The 17651-nt window shown below is 71.6% G+C and carries 19 protein-coding genes; 13 read left to right on the forward strand and 6 right to left on the reverse strand.

Annotation, left to right across the window (positions count from 1 at the left end):
• Positions 1-14 precede the first annotated feature (14 nt).
• The gene (locus tag IE124_RS10600) at positions 15-380 is read left to right on the forward strand and encodes a metal-sensitive transcriptional regulator (RefSeq protein WP_150267860.1); all 366 of its coding nucleotides are present in this window, start codon (positions 15-17) and stop codon (positions 378-380) included.
• Between the two features lie 49 nt (positions 381-429).
• Here IE124_RS10600 and IE124_RS10605 read toward each other — a convergent pair whose 3' ends face one another.
• Positions 430-609 carry a hypothetical protein gene (locus tag IE124_RS10605; protein WP_189507156.1) on the reverse strand — a complete coding sequence of 60 codons (180 nt, stop codon included), beginning with the start codon at positions 607-609 and terminating at the stop codon, positions 430-432.
• A 142-nt stretch (positions 610-751) separates the two neighbouring features.
• Positions 752-1594, reverse strand: coding sequence for an SCO4651 family lipoprotein (locus IE124_RS10610; protein ID WP_189507158.1), 843 nt, complete (start codon positions 1592-1594; stop codon positions 752-754).
• Positions 1595-1724: 130 nt separating this feature from the next.
• On the opposite strand from IE124_RS10610, the gene IE124_RS10615 reads away from it, so the two are divergent.
• Complete coding sequence (locus IE124_RS10615) at positions 1725-1898, forward strand: hypothetical protein (RefSeq protein WP_189507160.1); 174 nt, start codon at positions 1725-1727, stop codon at positions 1896-1898.
• A gap of 245 nt (positions 1899-2143) precedes the next feature.
• On the opposite strand, the gene IE124_RS10620 is transcribed toward IE124_RS10615, so the two are convergent.
• The 3 genes from IE124_RS10620 to IE124_RS10630 form a co-directional block, all read right to left on the reverse strand.
• Positions 2144-2866 (reverse strand): phosphatase PAP2 family protein, encoded by a 723-nt coding sequence (locus IE124_RS10620; protein WP_189507162.1) that lies wholly within the window; start codon positions 2864-2866, stop codon positions 2144-2146.
• A gap of 224 nt (positions 2867-3090) precedes the next feature.
• Entirely contained in the window at positions 3091-4125 is a 1035-nt protein-coding gene (locus tag IE124_RS10625) for a C40 family peptidase (RefSeq protein WP_189507164.1), read from the reverse strand.
• Positions 4126-4205: 80 nt separating this feature from the next.
• Complete coding sequence (locus tag IE124_RS10630) at positions 4206-5075, reverse strand: NAD(P)-dependent oxidoreductase (protein ID WP_189507166.1); 870 nt, start codon at positions 5073-5075, stop codon at positions 4206-4208.
• Between the two features lie 118 nt (positions 5076-5193).
• On the opposite strand from IE124_RS10630, the gene IE124_RS10635 reads away from it, so the two are divergent.
• The 7 genes from IE124_RS10635 (at position 5194) to IE124_RS10665 (ending at position 13194) form a co-directional block, all read left to right on the forward strand.
• The gene (locus IE124_RS10635; RefSeq protein ID WP_189507168.1) at positions 5194-5766 is read left to right on the forward strand and encodes a TetR/AcrR family transcriptional regulator; all 573 of its coding nucleotides are present in this window, start codon (positions 5194-5196) and stop codon (positions 5764-5766) included.
• Between the two features lie 301 nt (positions 5767-6067).
• Entirely contained in the window at positions 6068-6376 is a 309-nt protein-coding gene (locus IE124_RS10640) for a DUF8827 family protein (RefSeq protein ID WP_017242359.1), read from the forward strand.
• Between the two features lie 115 nt (positions 6377-6491).
• Positions 6492-7325, forward strand: coding sequence for a DUF8175 domain-containg protein (locus tag IE124_RS10645; RefSeq protein WP_189507170.1), 834 nt, complete (start codon positions 6492-6494; stop codon positions 7323-7325).
• Positions 7315-8655 carry a hypothetical protein gene (locus tag IE124_RS10650; RefSeq protein WP_189507173.1) on the forward strand — a complete coding sequence of 447 codons (1341 nt, stop codon included), beginning with the start codon at positions 7315-7317 and terminating at the stop codon, positions 8653-8655. The genes IE124_RS10645 and IE124_RS10650 overlap by 11 nt, the downstream gene beginning before the upstream one ends.
• Entirely contained in the window at positions 8652-10205 is a 1554-nt protein-coding gene (locus tag IE124_RS10655) for an SCO6880 family protein (RefSeq protein ID WP_189507175.1), read from the forward strand. The genes IE124_RS10650 and IE124_RS10655 overlap by 4 nt, the downstream gene beginning before the upstream one ends.
• Before the next feature lie 20 nt (positions 10206-10225).
• Positions 10226-11620 (forward strand): ATP-binding protein, encoded by a 1395-nt coding sequence (locus IE124_RS10660; RefSeq protein WP_189507177.1) that lies wholly within the window; start codon positions 10226-10228, stop codon positions 11618-11620.
• Positions 11620-13194 (forward strand): type IV secretory system conjugative DNA transfer family protein, encoded by a 1575-nt coding sequence (locus tag IE124_RS10665; RefSeq protein ID WP_189507179.1) that lies wholly within the window; start codon positions 11620-11622, stop codon positions 13192-13194. Before IE124_RS10660 ends, IE124_RS10665 begins: the two co-directional genes overlap by 1 nt.
• Here IE124_RS10665 and IE124_RS10670 read toward each other — a convergent pair.
• A complete protein-coding gene (locus IE124_RS10670) occupies positions 13180-13764 on the reverse strand; it encodes a GNAT family N-acetyltransferase (protein WP_189507181.1) in 585 nt (194 codons plus the stop codon). The genes IE124_RS10665 and IE124_RS10670 overlap by 15 nt on opposite strands.
• Before the next feature lie 167 nt (positions 13765-13931).
• Here IE124_RS10670 and IE124_RS10675 point away from each other — a divergent pair, with 167 nt between their 5' ends.
• From IE124_RS10675 to IE124_RS10690, 4 genes are read left to right on the forward strand one after another with little or no spacing between them, the layout of a single operon-like run.
• A complete protein-coding gene (locus tag IE124_RS10675) occupies positions 13932-14834 on the forward strand; it encodes an ABC transporter ATP-binding protein (protein ID WP_189507183.1) in 903 nt (300 codons plus the stop codon).
• Positions 14831-15646, forward strand: coding sequence for an ABC transporter permease (locus tag IE124_RS10680; RefSeq protein WP_189507185.1), 816 nt, complete (start codon positions 14831-14833; stop codon positions 15644-15646). Before IE124_RS10675 ends, IE124_RS10680 begins: the two co-directional genes overlap by 4 nt.
• Before the next feature lie 13 nt (positions 15647-15659).
• On the forward strand, positions 15660-16907 hold the full coding sequence (locus IE124_RS10685; protein ID WP_189507187.1) for a sensor histidine kinase: 1248 nt from the start codon (positions 15660-15662) through the stop codon (positions 16905-16907).
• Positions 16904-17578 carry a response regulator gene (locus tag IE124_RS10690; RefSeq protein WP_189507189.1) on the forward strand — a complete coding sequence of 225 codons (675 nt, stop codon included), beginning with the start codon at positions 16904-16906 and terminating at the stop codon, positions 17576-17578. The genes IE124_RS10685 and IE124_RS10690 overlap by 4 nt, the downstream gene beginning before the upstream one ends.
• Positions 17579-17651: the final 73 nt, after the last annotated feature.

Consider the following 17651-nt stretch of genomic DNA (forward strand, 5'->3'; position numbering starts at 1 on the left):
AACGGGAGGACGCGATGACGACCACCGAGGCGGACCAGGTCACCCCCGAGCCCGTCGAGGCTGTCGGGGCCGTCGAGCCTGCCGACCACGACCACGGCGTGCACGGCTACCACAAGCAGAAGGACGAGCACCTCAAGCGGCTCCGCCGGATCGAGGGCCAGATCCGCGGCCTCCAGCGGATGGTCGACGAGGACGTCTACTGCATCGACATACTCACCCAGGTGTCGGCGTCGACGAAGGCGCTCCAGTCGTTCGCCCTCCAGCTCCTGGAGGAGCACCTGCGGCACTGCGTCGCCGACGCGGCCACGAAGGGCGGCGAGGGCATCGACGCCAAGGTCGAGGAGGCCACCAAGGCCATCGCCCGCATGATGCGCACCTGAGCGGTCACGGCGGGGGCCACCGTACGGCCAGGACGCGGGGGCCGTGCGGTCAGCGTTCCCGTACGGCCCGCTCGGTGGCGACCCGCAGGACCTCGTCGATCCGGTCGGCACTGAGGCGCTCCCCGTCCGCGGCGGAGGCGGCGATGATCAGTTCGCCGCACAGCTCGATCTCGGCGAGGGCGACGCGGTCCGGGTCCGCGGAAACGGTCGCTGTACCGGGCGGGGCCACGTGCGGTCACCTCTTCCTGCCGGCTTCTGTCTCCCAGGTTCCCGGAGGTCTCCCAGCCTAGGGAGAGCGCCACTCGGGGCGCATGACACGTCCGGACCATTTGCCGATGGTCCGAACCACCCGGCCCGACCGGCGCCCCTGGTCAGGCCTTGATCTTCCCGGCGTAGATGTCCCGCCGCTCCGGCAGCGTCACCTGCACGGTGACCCCGAAGCCGTACAGCAGGGTGGTCGACGCGACCGCGACCGTGCGGCCCTGGTTGCTGAAGCTGAACTGGTGGCGGACCTTCCGCAGCCGGCCCTCCGCGTCCAGATACGCGTCGAAGGGCACCGTGTCCTTGGCGAACCCTTTCGCCGCTGCGGCGAGCGCCCCGCGCAGCTGCGGCGAGGCGACGCGCGCCGCGTGGGCGATGTCGGCGACGCCGCGGTAGTGGCCGACTTTCACCCCTGCCAGATCGACCTCCCCGAGGTACGTGGCCTCCCGGGCGCCCCGCAGCAGCTCCGCCGCGGCCGCCGGGTCGGTGGCCCCGCCCGTGACGAGGTTGCCGTCGTCGAGGGCCGTGGTGTCGACGCGGACCCACTTGTCAGCGGGCACGCCCGCGCCCCGGTTCTTCATGTAGAGGGCGCCGGGGGTGAGGAGCTCGGTGATGGGCCGGTGCTCGTCGGTCCCGGCCGCGTCCTTGGGCAGCACCACCTGGAGCCGGCCGGTGCGGCGGCGGAAGTCGTAGCCGCCCTCGCCGCGGATCGTGACCCGGGTCCCGCCGGCGGCCATCTCCATGGAGGTGCTCGCCTTGGAGGTGCCGGCTCTGGTCAGCGCGTCGGCCGCGTTCCGTACGGCGAGGAGGGGGTCGACCGTCGGCTTCGGGTCCTCGGGCGCTCCGCAGCCCGTGACCGCCGAAGCCCCGACGAGTGAGCCGACCAGGGCGGCGGTGACGGCGAACGCCCCGCTCCCGCGACCGTGCGGACGCCCGTAAAGCTGCATCACCATCGCCTGCCAACCCCCAACGCCTCACCGCTGCTTGCCCGGGACCCGCACGCCCCCGGTCCCGCGGGACGGGAGACACCCGATCCGGATAACGACGGCCCGGGCGAGCCGTCACGCGCAGTACGGTGGTGGTGTGCACGCGGAGTCCTCCCCCCACACGACCACGACGACGGAGCGCGGCTCGTTCGCGCTGGCCAGGTGCAGCTGCGGCTGGTCGGGCCCGGCCCGCAGGTCGCGCGAGCGAGCCCGCACGGACGCCTCGGAACACCTCGGTACGACGACGTCGGCCGACACCCCTCAGCACTAGGGCGCCGCCAGGCCGGCGGGCCTTTCGACACACGTCCTGGGGCGTGACAGGCCTTGGTGCCTGGCAGGTCCTAGGGGGTGTCGTCACATTCCCGTCGTCGCCCGAAGGGCGGCCCCGCGGCGTCTGGTGCGTGCTCTCGGCGTGCCGGGTGGAAGCCCACGTACTGGACGTACGTGGGCTTCCACCCGGTGCGGCGAGAGTGCGTGCCAGACGTTGCGGGGCAGACAGGAATGTGACGACACCCCCTAGGCTGCGAGGTCGTTCTGGGTGGTCCCGTTGGCGGGGCCGCCGAGCCGGGGCTCGGGGATGTCGACGGTCTCCGGCTGCTGCGGTCCCGCGGCCTTCCGGGAGCGGACGAACGCGGCGGCGCGGCCGGAGCGGGCGACGGCGGAGACGACGGGGGTCAGCAGGGCGAGCGCCACGGGCGCGAGGAGCAGCGCCACCGCCGTGCCGAGGGCGAAGCCGCCGATGACGTCGGTGGGGTAGTGGACGCCCATGTAGACCCGCGCGAAGCCCTCGGTGAGGGCGAGGCCGATGGCGGCGAGGCCGAACTTGCGGTGGGCGACGAAGAGGCCGACGCCGAGCGCCATGGCCATGGTGGCGTGGTCGCTGACGAACGAGAAGTCGGTCTTGCCCGCGACGAGGACCTCGAGGCCCTCGTGGTCGTTGAACGGCCTGGGGCGCTCGACGAAGCCCCGGATGGGGATGTTGACGAGAAGGGCGACACCGGCTGCCAGCGGGGCCCAGACGAGCCCGGCGACGGCGGAGACGGAGTCGGCGAGGGTGCCCCTGCGGCGGACGCTCCACCAGCACCAGAGCACGACGAGGACCATCCCGAGCATGATCCCGTACTCGCCGACGAACTCCATGACACGGTCGAACCACGGCGGAGCGGCCTTCGCCAGCCCGTTGATGTCGTAGAGCAGGCTGACATCGGGGTTGGCACCGTCCGATGCGAGTCCAGCCATCTGCTGCCGCCCCTTGCTTCTCGTGTCTGTCTTCCCACCCCCGTGGTCAGAGCGTTCGGATCAGGGAACGAACTGCTTGAGGCGTGCGTTCCGCTCTCTCCGGTGGATCATGACGACGTTATCGAAGAGTGACGGTCCACCGCAGCTCAGGGCCACGGCATGACGGAGAGTTCCGGGCATGTCCCATACGACGGCGTTGCGACCCGACGGTCCGTCTCCTGCCCCTACGTCTGCGGCAGATGAGTGGGCAGTGCGGCGGCACCGTCCTTCGTGACACGGGTCGCGCCGAAGTAGTCCGGGGTGTCCATCCGGGTGAAGCGGATCACCGCGCCGGTGCGCGGGGCGTCGATCATGTACCCGCCGCCGACGTAGATGCCGACGTGCCGGATGGCCCGCGAGTTCGTCAGGTCGTCGGAGAAGAACACGAGGTCGCCGGGGAGGAGCTCCTCCCGGCTCGGGTGCGGCCCGGCGTTGTACTGATCGTTGGCGACGCGCGGCAGCTCGATGCCGACACTCAGGTACGCGGCCTGGGTCAGCCCGGAGCAGTCGAACCGGCCACCCTGCGCGGCCGTGCCCGTACCGCCCCAGAGATAGGGGGTGCCGAGCTTCCCCTGGGCGTAGTGGATGGCTCCGGCGGCCTGCCGGGAGGGGTCGACGCGGCCCGCCGGCCGGGCGAAGCTCTGCTCCAGGGAGCGGATGATCCGCACGTAGTTCTGGGTCTCGCTGATGGGCGGCACCCCGCCGTGCCTGATGACCCGGTAGGCGCCCGCGTTGTACGCGGCCAGCATGTTGTTCGCCGGGTCGCCCGGCACGTTCTTCACGTAGCCGGCGAGCTCGCAGTCGTACGAGGCTGCCGAGGGGATCGCGTCCTTGGGATCCCAGATGTCCCGGTCGCCGTCCCCGTCGCCGTCGATGCCGTGCCCGGCCCAGGTGCCGGGGATGAACTGGGCGATGCCGCGGGCGTCGGCGGAGGAGACGGCCCGCGGGTTCCATCCGCTCTCCTGGTAGAGCTGCGCGGCGAGCAGGGCGGGATTGATCGCGGGGCAGAGGTTGCCCCACTTCTGCACGAGCCCTTGGTAGAGGGCGGGAACGGAGCCCTTGGCCAGCCCCACGGTGCCGTTCTTCCCGCTGCCCGCGCCGCCCATGAGCCCCGCCGCCGCGGAGTATGTCCCGACGACGAGCAGTGCGACAAAGCTGAGGCAGACCCCGAAGGCCCCACCGGCCACCAGCCACGCCTTGCCAGCCCTACGCACCGTCAACCACCCCTCGGTTCATGGCAGTACGCCCCGGGTCAGTCTAGGCGGCGGGGGGTCCGAGGGGGCGGTTGCGGGACGTGCCGTCAGCTCTTCTTCAGCAACTCCACGAGACTGGAGGCACTGCCGTCCCCGTAACCGGCCGCCACGCCGCGCCGGAACAGGTCGGCGACCGCGGTCGGCAGGGCACCGTCCACGCCCGCGTCCGTGACGGTGTGCAGGACGTGTTCGGTGCTCGCGAGGCCCATCTCCAGGCGGTCGACGTCACCGCCGTGGTGGCCGGCGTCGACCCGGGGCGCGTAGAAGTCGATGAACCGGTCGAGGTCGAGGGCGTTCCGGGCGTACGGCTGGAGCTCGGTGGCCGAGATGCCGTGCGCGCCGGCGAGGGCGATGGCCTGCCAGTAGCCGGAGAGCGCCGTCCAGAACATGACCATGTTGAGCTGGTAGAAGAGCGCGGCCAGGCCGGGGTCCTCACCGCGGTAGTCGGTGCCGGTGAGCACGGAGAGCGTGCCGCGATGGGCCTCGAAGACCTCCCGGGGGCCGCTGTAGAAGGCGGAGCTGGCCGGGTCGCCCACGCCGGACGGCGGGGTGAGGATGCCGCCTGTGAGCTGGACCGCGCCGCGCTCCGCCGCCCAGGCGGCGGCCTCCCGGGCCCGCAGCGGGGTGTCGGAGCTGAGGTTGACGAGGACCCTGCCCGTCAGGACGGCGGGGTCGACCGCGCCGAGGACTCCGTAGAAGGCGTCGTAGTCGGTGAGGCTGAGGACGACGAGCTCGTTGGCGGCGACCGCCTCGGAGGGGCTCGCGGCGAGGACCGCCCCACGGCGCACGAGCTCGGCGGCCCGGCTCGGGGTCCGGTTCCAGAGGGTGACCTCGTACCCCTGGTCGAGATAGGCGCCGGCCATGGCGCGTCCCATGGGCCCGAGGCCGATGACGGTGACGGAATGGTCGTTCTGCATGGCGATCCCCCATCGAAATGCGCTCGCCCTAAAACGAACGCTCTACTTAGTGACTGGACAGAACCGTAGCACGCTCTAAAACGAACGCTCTACTCAGTACGCGGACTAGACTCGCCCCATGCAGACCAGCAGCACCCACGACCGGATCGTCGTCGCCGCCTCACGCCTCATCCAGCGCCAGGGCTACGTCGGCACGGGCATCAAACAGATCGCGAAGGAGGCGGACGCCACCCTCGGCTCCGTCTACCACTTCTTCCCCGGCGGCAAGGAAGCCGTCGCGGTCGCGGCCATCGCACACGGCCGCGAGGAGTTCGCCGACCTCCTGCGCACCGCGCTGGACACCGAGGACGGCCCCGCCGAGGCCGTCGACGCCTGCGCCCGCCTCCTGGCCCGCGAACTCCGCGCCTCGGGCTGGGTCGACGGCTGCCCGGTCACCGCCGCCGCCCTGGAGACCCTCGGCTCCGACAACCCCATCCAGCAGGCCTGCGCCGAGGCCCTGCGCACCTGGCAGAACCTGGTCGCCGAGAAGCTCCTCGGCTGCGGACTCCCCTCCCCCGAGGCCCGCGACCTGGCCGCCACCGTCATCAACACGCTCGAAGGCGCGGAAGTGACCGCCCAGGTCACCCGAACCGAGGACCCCCTGCTCCTGGCGGGCCGTCACTTGTCACGCCTGATCGCCTCGTACGTCTGAGACGCGCCGGACGGGCGGCGCGACGCGGCGCGACGCGGCGCGACGGCGCCCCAAGAGTGCAACAACGACAATCATTGCCCGGAGTCACCCTCCGTGATACACAGAGTGACCATACGCTCCTTCGCATGGAAACCGGCCACACCACCGCAGGTCAAGACGGTCAGACCGGTCAAGTGTGCGGGGATCGGGTAAAGAGACCCGTCAAGGCGTCACACACGAGCGGTTTCATCAGCGAAGATAGGGCGATGACCCATGCCGTCCGGCAGGGGCAGCTAACTACCCAACAGGGGCGGTGAGTTACATGTACCTGGCGGCAGAAAAGGGCGACATCACCACCATCATCGGTGGAATCGCCCCCAACTGGGGCCCTTTCGGCAGCCTGGGCGCCGAAGCCAAGATCATGATCGAGGTCGTGATGGCCGTGGCCATCCTGCTCTGCCTCGGCATCGCCATCTGGGGAGCCGCCAAGCAGCGCATCGGCGCGACCGCGCTCCGCGACACCTTCAGCGCGGAACAGGGCAAGGGCCTGATCGTCGCCGGCCTCACCGGCGTCTTCATCATCGGATCGCTGGGGACGCTGTTCACCATCGTGTACGGGATGGCCGTCTGATCCCCCGTCGGACCCCGTCTCCCTGAGGCCTGCTGATGTCGTGTTTGCGTTCCCTGATGCCCAGCCATGTTGCAGCACTGTCGTACCCGCGAACGAGTGAGGGGGCGTACCCGGCATGAGCCTCGGCGACGAGCACGACGGCTTCGGCGGCGTGGGCGGCTCGGGCCAGACCCGGACCCGTCTGCCCGAGGGCAACAGCGGCGACGTCTACGGCGGCGCCCGCCGCCCCGTCCGCAGCTCCCGCTCCCTGATCACGGTCGTGAGCGTGGTCGTCCTCCTCATCGCGGCGATCGCCTTCGCCAACCAGGGCGGCGGAGACCCGGCGGACGCGGCCCCCACGACAGCCACCCCCGGCGCCGAGGCCCCGACGGCAGCCACGGGCGTCCGCCCGGTGACGGGCAGGAACGGCCAACTCCCGGCAGGCTTCGCCCACACCGACCAGGGCGCTCAGAGCGCGGCGACGAACTACGCGGTGGTCCTCGGCTCGGCCGAGATGTTCCAGGACGGCCCCCGCGCGGAGATCGTGCGCGCCATCCACGACCCCGCGGTCGTGGAAGACCTCCTGAAGAAGCTCGACGCCTCCTACTCCGCGGGCCTCATGGCCGGCATGGGACTCGACGAGAACGGCACCGCCCCCACCGGCCTGACCTTCGTCTCACGCACCGTCCCGATCGGCACCAAGGTCCGGGACTACACCGAGGACTCGGCGACGGTCGAGGTCTGGTGCACCGGCCTGGGCGGCCTCGCCGGAGCGGGCTCGACCAAGCCCGTCACCTCCACCTGGTTCACCATCACGCAGAAGCTCAAGTGGGTCGGGGGCGACTGGCGCGTGGAGTCCTTCAGCCAGAGCGACGGCCCCACACCGGTCAACGGCGACAGCCGCGCCTCCACGGCCGACGAGATCGCCGAGGCCGTCGAGGGATACGGAGGGTTCACCTATGCCCGCTAGCCGAAGCCTGGCCGGACGCGTGACGACCGCGGCCGTCGCCGCCTTCCTCGCCGTACCCCTCCTGCTCGCTCCGGCCGCCCAGGCGGCCCCCACGCCGACGCCGACCGCCCCGACGACGGCCCCCACTCCGACCCCGACCGTCGGCAACAAGGAATGCGAACTCCTCACCGGGACGGCCCGGCAGCTCTGCGAGAGGGAATCCGGCGGCGACCAGGCACCCCTGCCCAACCCCACCACCGCCCTAGACCCCCTCTCCTCCCTCGCCCGCGGCTGCGCCGACGCCGCCATCGCGACCATCGACTACCTCTCCAAGGCCGTCAAGGAAACCGCCGACGTCGACTTCACCAACCTGGAGTTCCTCGGCCGGTACGCGATCGTCTTCGCCGCCGCGACCTTCCTCACCCTCCTCCTCTGGCTCCTCGCCGTCGCCAAGCGGGCCATCCGAGGCGTCCCCCTCGCCACCGCCCTCTCCGAAGCCATCGGCTTCCTCTGGCTGACGGTCCTCGCCTCCGCCTTCACCCCGCTCATCCTCTACACCGTCGTCAACGCCACCGACGCCATCACCGAGGTCATCGCCTCCGGCACGGGCCAACAGACCGACGTCTTCTTCGGCAGCTTCAAACAGGCCCTCCAGAAGGGCGACAGCATCGGTGGCGGCCCCATCATGCTGATCATCGTGTCGCTGGTGACCGTCCTCGCCGCCGGCGTGCTCTACCTGGAGCTGTTCCTCCGCGCCGTGATGCTCTACGTCGGCGCGCTCCTCGGCGTCGTCGTCTACTCCGGCCTCGTCGACAAGAACATGTGGGGCCACGTCCGCCGCTGGGCCGGAATCATGATCGCCGTGATCCTCGTCAAGCCGGTCATCGTGATCGTCCTCGGCCTCGCCGGAGCGCTCTCCTCCGGCACCGGCCCCGACTCGTTCTCCGCCGTCGTGTCCGGACTCGCGATCATCCTGCTCGCCATCTTCGCCTCCGCCGTGATCTACCGCTTCGTCCCCGGCTTCGGCGACGAGATCGCCGCCTCCCGCAACAACCGCCTCCACCGCGCCGGCGAGAACACCGCCGCCGCCGTCATCTCCTCCCCCGCCTCCCTCGTCTCGCAGGGCATCAAGACCCACAGCACCCGCGACAGCGGAGGCGGCGGCAACCAAGGCAACACGGGCTCCCAGGCCCGCCCCGCGAACCCCCTCGCCGGCGGCGTCGCCGCCCACAGCAGCCGCGGCGGCGACAACCGCGGCGGCGGGGCCACGCCCCCACCCGCGCCCCGTAGCAGCAGTCCCACCACGGGTACCCCGCACAGCAACCGCAACTCTGGAGGTGGAGGGCGTTGACGACCCAGTCCCAGCCGGTCGCGCCCCGCCGTACGTATCTCGTCGGCCGTGCCCGGCCCAACGCGATCGTCGGCAAGAACCGTGAGACGGGCGAGATCGCCCTCATCATCGTCGGCGCCTTCCTCGGCATGATGAGCGGACTCCTCGTCCCCGTCCTCTCCCTCCGGATCGCGCTCCTCGCCGGCCTCCCCATGGTCGCGATCGCCGCCGTGTACCTCCCGTACAAGGGCCGCACCTTCTACAAGTGGTTCGAGGTCAACCGCAGTTACAAGCGCATGCTCAAGCGCGGCACGGCCTACCGCTCCGTCGCCGCCGAATCCGGCACCCACCTCGACGGCCGCGAGGTCGAGATCGGCCCGCCCCCCGGCATCGGCCGCGTCGGCTGGCTCGCCGCCCCCTTCGGCCCCGACGAGATCGCCGTACTCCTCCACGCCGACCGCCGCACCGTCACCGCCGCCATCGAGATCGAGGGCCCCGGCGTCGGCCTGCGCGACAGCGAGGACCAGGAAGCCCTCGTCGACCGCTTCGGCACCCTCCTCAAGCACGTCGCCAACGGCGACGGCTTCGTGACCCGCCTCCAGATGCTGGCCCGCACCCTCCCCGCCGACCCCGACGCCCACGCCAAGGACGTCACCCAGCGCGGTGACACGACGGCCCCCGCCTGGCTCAAGGAGTCGTACGAGCAGCTCCAGTCGATGGTCTCCACCTCCAGCGAGCAGCACCGCGCCTACCTCGTCGCCTGCATGCACTACACCCGCGAACTCGCCGCCGAGGCCAACGTCATGGCCCGCGCCGCCCGCCACGCCTCCGGCGCACGCAAGCTCGACCGCGACGCCGGCCTCGCCGTCGTCATGGCCCGCGAGCTCACCGACATCTGCGCCCGCCTCGCCGAGGCCGACATTCGCGTACGCCAGCCCCTCGGCCAGTCCCGGCTCGCCTCCCTCGTGCACTCCATGTACGACCCGGACCACCCCATCGACCACATCCAGGCCATGACGAAACGAAACGCTTGGCCGGCGGAACTCGACGCGATGGAACCGACCTACCTCCAGGCCAAGACCCGCGAGTCCTCCACCCGCGCCCCCTGGTGCCACGCCACCGCCTGGGTGAAGGAGTGGCCGATGACCCCGGTCGGCGTCAACTTCCTCGCCCCGCTACTCGTCCACACCCCCGACGTCATCCGCACGGTCGCCGTCACCATGGACCTGGAGCCCACCGAGGTCGCCATCGAGCGCATGCTCACCGAGAAGACCAACGACGAGGCGGACGCCAGCCGCGCCGCCAAGATGAACCGCACCGTCGACCCCCGCGACATCGCCGCCCACGGCCGGCTCGACCAGCGGGGTGAAGATCTCGCCAGCGGCGCTGCCGGAGTCAACCTCGTCGGGTACATCACGGTGTCGTCGCGTTCGCCCGAGGCCCTGGCCCGGGACAAGCGCACGATCAGGGCCTCCGCCGGCAAGTCGTACCTGAAGCTGGAGTGGTGCGACCGCGAGCACCACAGGGCCTTTGTGAACACCCTGCCGTTCGCGACCGGCATCCGCCGCTAAGGCCGAAGGGGCACCGACCGATGCGAGATCCGCTGTCCGTCCTGACCGACGCCTTCACCTCCTTCGTCTTCGGCAAGGTGGAGACGACCCGCCTGCCCGTCCGCACGTCCACCGGACAGGCCCAGGCCGTCTACCTGCCGACCGCCGCCCCCGGCCTCGGCGACTCCGGCGTGATCATCGGCCGCGAGGTCTACAGCGGCAAGGGATACATCTACGACCCCTTCCAGCTGTACGGGCAGCAGCTCCCCGCCCCCCACTGGCTGGTCCTCGGCGAGTCCGGCAACGGCAAGTCGGCGCTGGAGAAGACCTACGTGCTCCGCCAGCTCCGCTTCCGTGACCGGCAGGTCGTCGTCCTCGACGCCCAGGGCGAGGACGGCGTCGGCGAATGGAACCTCATCGCGCAGGAGCTGGGAATAACTCCCATCCGGCTCGACCCGATGGTCGCCAACGACTCCGGCATCCGCCTCAACCCCCTCGACCCCTCGATCACCACTACCGGTCAGCTCGCGCTGCTCCGCACGATCATCGAGGTGGCGATGGGTCACGGCCTCGACGAGCGCTCCGGCTTCGCCCTCAAGGTCGCCCACGCCTACGTCACCGAGCACAAGACCGACCGGCAGCCGATCCTCACCGACATCGTCGAACAGCTCCGCCACCCCGAGGCCGAATCGGCCGAGGCGATGAACGTCGACATAGACGACGTACGCGCCTGGGGCCTCGATGTCGCCCTCGTCCTCGACAGGCTCGTCGACGGCGACCTCCGGGGCATGTTCGACGGCCCGACGACCGTCGGCATCGACCTCGACGCGCCCCTCATCGTCTTCGACCTCTCCCACATCGACCGCAACTCCATCGCCATGCCGATCCTCATGGCGATCGTCGGCGTCTGGCTGGAGCACACCTGGATCCGCCCCGACCGGAAGAAGCGCATCTTCCTCGTCGAGGAGGCCTGGCACATCATCAACAGCCCGTTCGTGGCGCAGCTGTTCCAGCGCCTGCTCAAGTTCGGGCGCCGCCTCGGCCTGTCCTTCGTCGCCGTCGTCCACCACCTCTCCGACGTCGTCGACGGAGCGGCCGCCAAGGAGGCCGCGGCGATCCTCAAGATGGCCTCCACCCGGACCATCTACGCCCAGAAAGCCGACGAGGCACGCAACACGGGCCGGGTCCTCGGACTGCCACGCTGGGCGGTCGAGATCATCCCGACCCTCACCCCCGGCATCGCTGTCTGGGACGTCAACGGCAACGTGCAGGTGGTCAAACACCTCATCACCGAGAAGGAACGCCCCCTCGTCTACACCGACCGCGCCATGACCGAGTCCTCCGTCGTCGATCCCGAGCTGGAGTGGGAGACGGAGCAGCGCGCGATCCTCATCGAGCAGCAGATGAACGGCACTTCGCAGTCGACGGTGGCGTAATGGAACCAGCACGGAAGGGAGGGGGAGTCTCCGACGGGCTGCTGCTCGGCCTGTTCGGCCTCCTCTTCTGCCTCACGGCCCTCGTGTGGACGGCGACCGGCCTCGCCGGGCTCTTCGCCCACGGGGCCTGGCCGCGGGGCGTCGCCTTCATGGGCACGCCCGCGGCCCTGCGCTCCCTGGCCACGGCCCCCACGGACCTCGCGGCGGCCTGGCCGGCGACCCCGCCGGACCAGCTCTCGGGGTACGGGCTCTTCTGGGGCCTCCTCATCGGCGAGGCGATGGTCCTGCTGGTCCTCTCGATCTTCGCCCTGGGCACGATCGCCCGCTGGCGCGCGGTACGGGCGAACCGGAAGGCGGGCGCGTACACCCAGGCCCCGGCCGCCGCCCGGCTACGAAAGGACCCGGCCCCGACGGCACCCGCCGAGACCGCCGAGACCGTCGTGATCACCCCTCCGCGCACGGAGACGGCTCCAGCCGCCCCGACACCCGCCGAGCCGCTCGCGGCCGTACAAACGCCGGCGCCCACCACACAAGCACCCACGACCACGCCGGCCACACAGACACCCGCACCCGCCACCGCCGCACCGCCACCCCCAGCCCCGGGCCCGGCCCCAGCCCCGGCCCAGGCCCCCGCAGCCACCCCCGGCCGGCCGACCCGGATCGTCTACGGCCCCCCGGAGACCCGCCACCCGGCAGCCGTCCAGGCGATCAGCGACGCCGAGGGCCCCGTCCTGGTCGTCACCTCCGACCCGGCCGTCTGGTCCTCGACGAAGGACGCCCGCGGCAAGCTCGGCCCGGTCCTCGTCCACGACCCCGGCCACCTCTGCGACACCCCCGGGCGCCTCCACTGGTCCCCGTCCGAGCAGTGCGAGGACCCGGCCGTCGCCCAGCAGCGGGCAGCCGCCCTGCTCGCCCCCGTACGCCCGCCCTCCCGCCTCGACGCGGCAACCGCCGACACCGCCGAAACGCTTCTGCGCTGCTGGCTGCACGCCGCCGCCGTCGACGGCCGCCCCTTCCGACAGGTCCACCGCTGGGCCCAGGGCGCCGGCGCCCACGAACCCGTACGCATCCTCCGCAGCCACCCCAAGGCCGCCTCCGGCCTCGCCGGCCTCCTCGAATCGGCGCTCACCGCCCACCCCGAAAGCCGCCGCCTGGCCCAGGAACTGACGGCCCGTGCGCTCGCCGCGCTCTCCTCGATCCACATCCGCGAGGCCTGCGTCCCGAATCGAACGGATTCGCTGGCCCTCGCATCTTTCCTCACCGAAGGGGGCACGCTCTACGTGGTGGGCGAACCGATCGAGAACCCCCGGGCCCACCCCGGCGCGATGCCGCTCCTCACGGCCCTCGCCGCAAGCGTGGTCGAGCACGGCCGCCGCATGGCCGCACGGTCATCCGACGGTCGGCTCGACCCACCACTGACGCTCGTCCTCGACGACGTCGCCGCCGTGGCCCCGCTCCCCCACCTCCCGGAGCTCCTCGCCACCGGCCACGACCAGGGCCTCCCGACCCTCGCCCTGATGCGGTCCCCCGAACAGGCGAGATCCCGCTGGCCGGAGAACTCACTCAGCCACTGAGGCGCGGACCCACCCCGCCGGCCGCAGCAGCTCGTACTCCAACTCCTGCGCCACCTCACTGCCGTGCAGGGCGACCCGGACACCGGTGTCCGCGAACCCGAGCCGCCGGTAAGCCGCCTGGGCCCGCACGTTCTCACCGTTGACGTACAGCCGCACCCGCTCGACCCGCTGCTCCAAAGCCCAGGACCACTCCGCCGAGGCCTCGAACAGCGCGTCGATCACCCCCGAGCCACGCGCCTCGTCCCGGACGAACACCCCGACGACATGCGTCTGCTCGACCACCGGCACGTCCCCGAAGAACGTCTCGGCCGCGGCCCGCTCCACGAGCACCGTCGCCGTCCCCACCCACCGGCCGTCCGGCGCCTCCGCGACGAACTGGCGCACATCACCGGCCCCATCCTCCGAGGAATTCACCGTCCGCTCCTGCCAGAAGGAATCCGGCCGAGCCGCGGCCTCCTCGTGCGTCTCCAGGAACGCCAGGTGCGCGACCGGGTCCTGGAGGGCGGCGAGCCGCAGCTCACGCACCTGCTCCCACTCGTCGGCGCGGATGGTGCGAATCGAATAGTCCATACCGCCGATCCTCGCCACGGCGAGACCCCTCTGACAAGGACTTTTCCCTCACACTCCCGCCCCGGCAGACCGGCACACCGGCCGTCGTACCCCGGTACTACGCCCGCGCCCCGGCACCCACCCACGGTCCGACGTCCCGCCTGCGCCCGCTCCGTAGCGTCGTCGACATGATCCGAGCAGAGAACCTCACCAAGCGGTACGGGGACACCACCGTCGTCCAGGACCTCAGCTTCACCGTCCACCCCGGCACCGTCACCGGCTTCCTCGGCCCCAACGGCGCCGGAAAGTCCACCACTCTCCGCATGATCCTCGGCCTCGACTCCCCGACCCGCGGCCACGCCACCATCGACGGCCGCCCCTACGCCGGACACCGCGCCCCGCTCACCCGGGTCGGCGCCCTCCTCGAAGCCCGCGCCCTGCACCCCGGCCGCTCCGCCCACCACCACCTCATGGCCCTCGCCCACACCCACGGCATCCCCCACACCCGCGTGGACCGGGTCCTCGCCCTCACCGGCCTCACCCACGTCGCCCGCAAGCGCGTCAAGGGCTTCTCCCTCGGCATGGGCCAGCGCCTCGGCATCGCCGCCGCGCTCCTCGGCGACCCGGCCACCGTCGTCCTCGACGAACCCGTCAACGGCCTCGACCCCGAGGGCGTCCTCTGGATCCGCACCCTCCTCAAGTCCCTGGCCGCCGAGGGCCGTACCGTCCTCGTCTCCTCCCACCTCATGAGCGAGATGGCCCTCACCGCCGACCACCTCATCGTCATCGGCAAGGGCCGGCTCCTCGCCGACACCACGGTCGACGAGCTCGTACGAGCCTCCGGCGGCGCCTCCGTCAAGGTCGTCACCCCGGAAGCGGACCGCCTCCGCCGGCTCCTCCCCGACGCGCGCTTCACCACGGAGGCCGCCGACACCCTCCTCGTCACCGGCCTGGAGGCCCCGGAGATCGGCCGCGCGGCCGCCGCCCACGCCATCCCCCTCCACGAACTCACCCCGCAGGCCGCATCGCTGGAGCAGGCCTTCATGGACCTCACCCGCGACTCCGTCGAATACCAGGGAGCCCCCGCATGACGACCACCGCCACCACCCCCGCGCCGACCACCGCCGCACCCGTCACCCCCTACGGCCTCACGACCGCCCGCGTCCTCCGCTCGGAGTGGCACAAGCTGTGGACGGTCCGCTCCACCTGGATCACCGTCCTCACCGCCGTCGCGTTCGTCCTCGGCGTCGGCATCCTCATGGGCTCCACCTACACCTCCGACGGCGGCGACTCCGACGTCGACACCGTCGTCCTCACCCTCTACGGCTCGCAACTCGGCGGCATCGCCCTCGCCGTCCTCGGCATCCTCGTCACCGCCGGCGAGTACGCGACGGGCCTGGCCCACGCCTCCTTCACCGCCGTCCCCCGCCGCCTCCCCGTCCTGTGGGCGAAGGCGACCGTCTACACGTCCGTCGTGTTCACGCTCTCCCTCCTGACCTCCCTGCCGACCTTCGTGACGGCCCAGCTCTTCCTCTCCGGCACCGACCAGGCCGCCTCCCTCACCGACGACGGCGTCCTCGCCGCCATCGCGGGCAACGCGGCGGGCGTCACGCTCCTCGGCGTCATCGCCCTCGGCCTCGGCGCCGCCCTCCGCTCCGTCCCGGGCGCGATCGGCGCCTTCGTCGGCGGAGTCCTGATCGTCCCCGAGATCCTCGGAATGCTCCCGTACGAGGCCATGGACACGGCCATCCGGTACTTCCCCACCCAGGCGGCCGGAGCCCTCGGTTCCGCGACCCCGATCCCGGGCGCGGCCTCCCCCGGCGCCGCACTTCTCGCCCTGTGCCTCTGGGCGGCCGCGGCACTCACGGTCCCCGCCCTGTTGCTCAAGCGCCGCGACGTATGAGGATGATGGACGGATGATCACGGAGGAGACACCACACCCGGCCGGGACGACGGGCCTCAGCAGGCACCTCCAGCGCCTGCTGAACCGGACGCTCGCCTTCGACGGCCGCCACCCCTGGGTCTGGGACGCCACACTGACCCTCTGCTGGACCGGGGCAGCCCTCGTGGACGCGGCGGGCGGCTGGCAGAACACCGCCCGGGACGACTCCGTACCGGCCTGGCTCGTCCTCACCCTCAGCCTGGCCCTCTCCCTGCCCCTGTACTGGCGCCGCCGCCGCCCCATGACCGCCCTCGCCGTGATGGCCTGCGCGGCACTGGTCAGCGACGCCTCCGGCGCCTTCCTCCAGGCCAATTACCTCCAGACGCTCCCCGTCTTCCACCTCGCGCTCACCCGCCCGCCGCGCGCACTCCTCTGGGCCCTCGCCCTCATCCTGCCGCCGCTCGTGACAGGCGCGGTCCGCTTCTCCCACGAGACCTGGGACCAGCGCGTCGTCCCCACCCTGTGGGCGTACGCGCTCGTCGCCCTCCTCGGCATCGTGGTCCGCTCCCGCAGGGACCACACCGCCGGCCTCGTCGACCGGGCCCGACGCCTGGAGGTCGAACGCGACCAGGAGGTCCGGCTCGCCGCCGCGGCCGAACGCACCAGGATCGCCCGCGAGATGCACGACATCATCGGCCACAACCTCTCGGTCATCACCGGACTCGCGGACGGCGGCCGGTACGCGGCGGCCAAGAGCCCCGAGCGCGCCGCCCAGGCCCTCGACGCCATCGGCACGACGAGCCGCCAGGCCCTCGACGACCTCCGCCGCCTCCTCGGAGTCCTGCGCGACGACGAACAGGAGGCCGTCCGCGACCCCCAGCCCACCCTGGCCGACCTGGACACGCTCCTCACCGGCGTACGGAAGGCGGGCCTCGCGGTCGAACTCGAAGTCCGCGACGAGCCCGCCCCTCAACCCCTGGCGCCGGGCGCCCAGCTGACGGTCTACCGCGTGATCCAGGAAGCTCTCACCAACACCCTCAAGCACGCGGGCCCCAAGGCCCGCGCGACCGTCCTCCTGGCCTACGCCCCGAAGGAACTCCTGGTGGAGGTGGTCGACACGGGCACACCGACGGCCAACCGCCCCCACCGGGGACAAGGCCAGGGCCTCACGGGCATGCGCGAACGCGCCGCCCTCTACGACGGCCGGCTCGACTCCGGCGCCCTGCCGGCCGGCGGCTGGCACGTCCGTCTCCGACTCCCCCTGGAAGGCTCCCTCTCGTGACGACCGTACTCATCGCGGACGACCAGCCGATGCAGCGCCTCGGCTTCCGCATGCTCCTCGAGAGCCAGGACGACATGACGGTCCTCGGCGAGGCCTCGAACGGCACCGAGGCGATCCGCCAGGTCGACCGCCACCACCCCGACGTCGTCCTGATGGACATCCGCATGCCCGGCCTCGACGGCATCGAGGCCACCCGCCGCATCGTCGCTACGGGCGCCCGCACCCGGATCCTCATCGTCACCACCTTCGACCTCGACGAGTACGCGTACGAGGGCCTGCGCGCCGGCGCGAGCGGCTTCCTGGTGAAGGACGCCCAGCCGGAGGAGCTCCTCGCGGGCATCCGCGCGGTCGCGAGCGGCGACGCGGTCGTGGCCCCGAGCCTGACCCGCCGTCTCCTGGACGCCTACATCCACCACCTGCCGCAGTCCGCCGCCCCCGCGACGGCCCCGCCCCAGGAGGACCCGCGCCTCTCCACCCTCACGGAACGGGAGCGCGAGATCCTCACGGTCGTCGGCCAGGGCTGGACGAACACGGAGATCGCCGAGCGCCTCCATCTCGCGGAGTCCACGGTGAAGACCCACATCGGCCGCATCCTCGCGAAGACGGGCGCCCGCGACCGCGTCCAGGCGGTCATCCTGGCCTACGACACCGCACTGGTGACGCCGGCCTGACCGGCCTGTAAACGCAGAAAAGCCCCGCACCATAAGGTGCGGGGCTTTCCCACAATGATTGTTCGGCGGCGTC

This window comes from Streptomyces narbonensis, assembly GCF_014649015.1.
GTDB classification, from domain to species: domain Bacteria; phylum Actinomycetota; class Actinomycetes; order Streptomycetales; family Streptomycetaceae; genus Streptomyces; species Streptomyces narbonensis.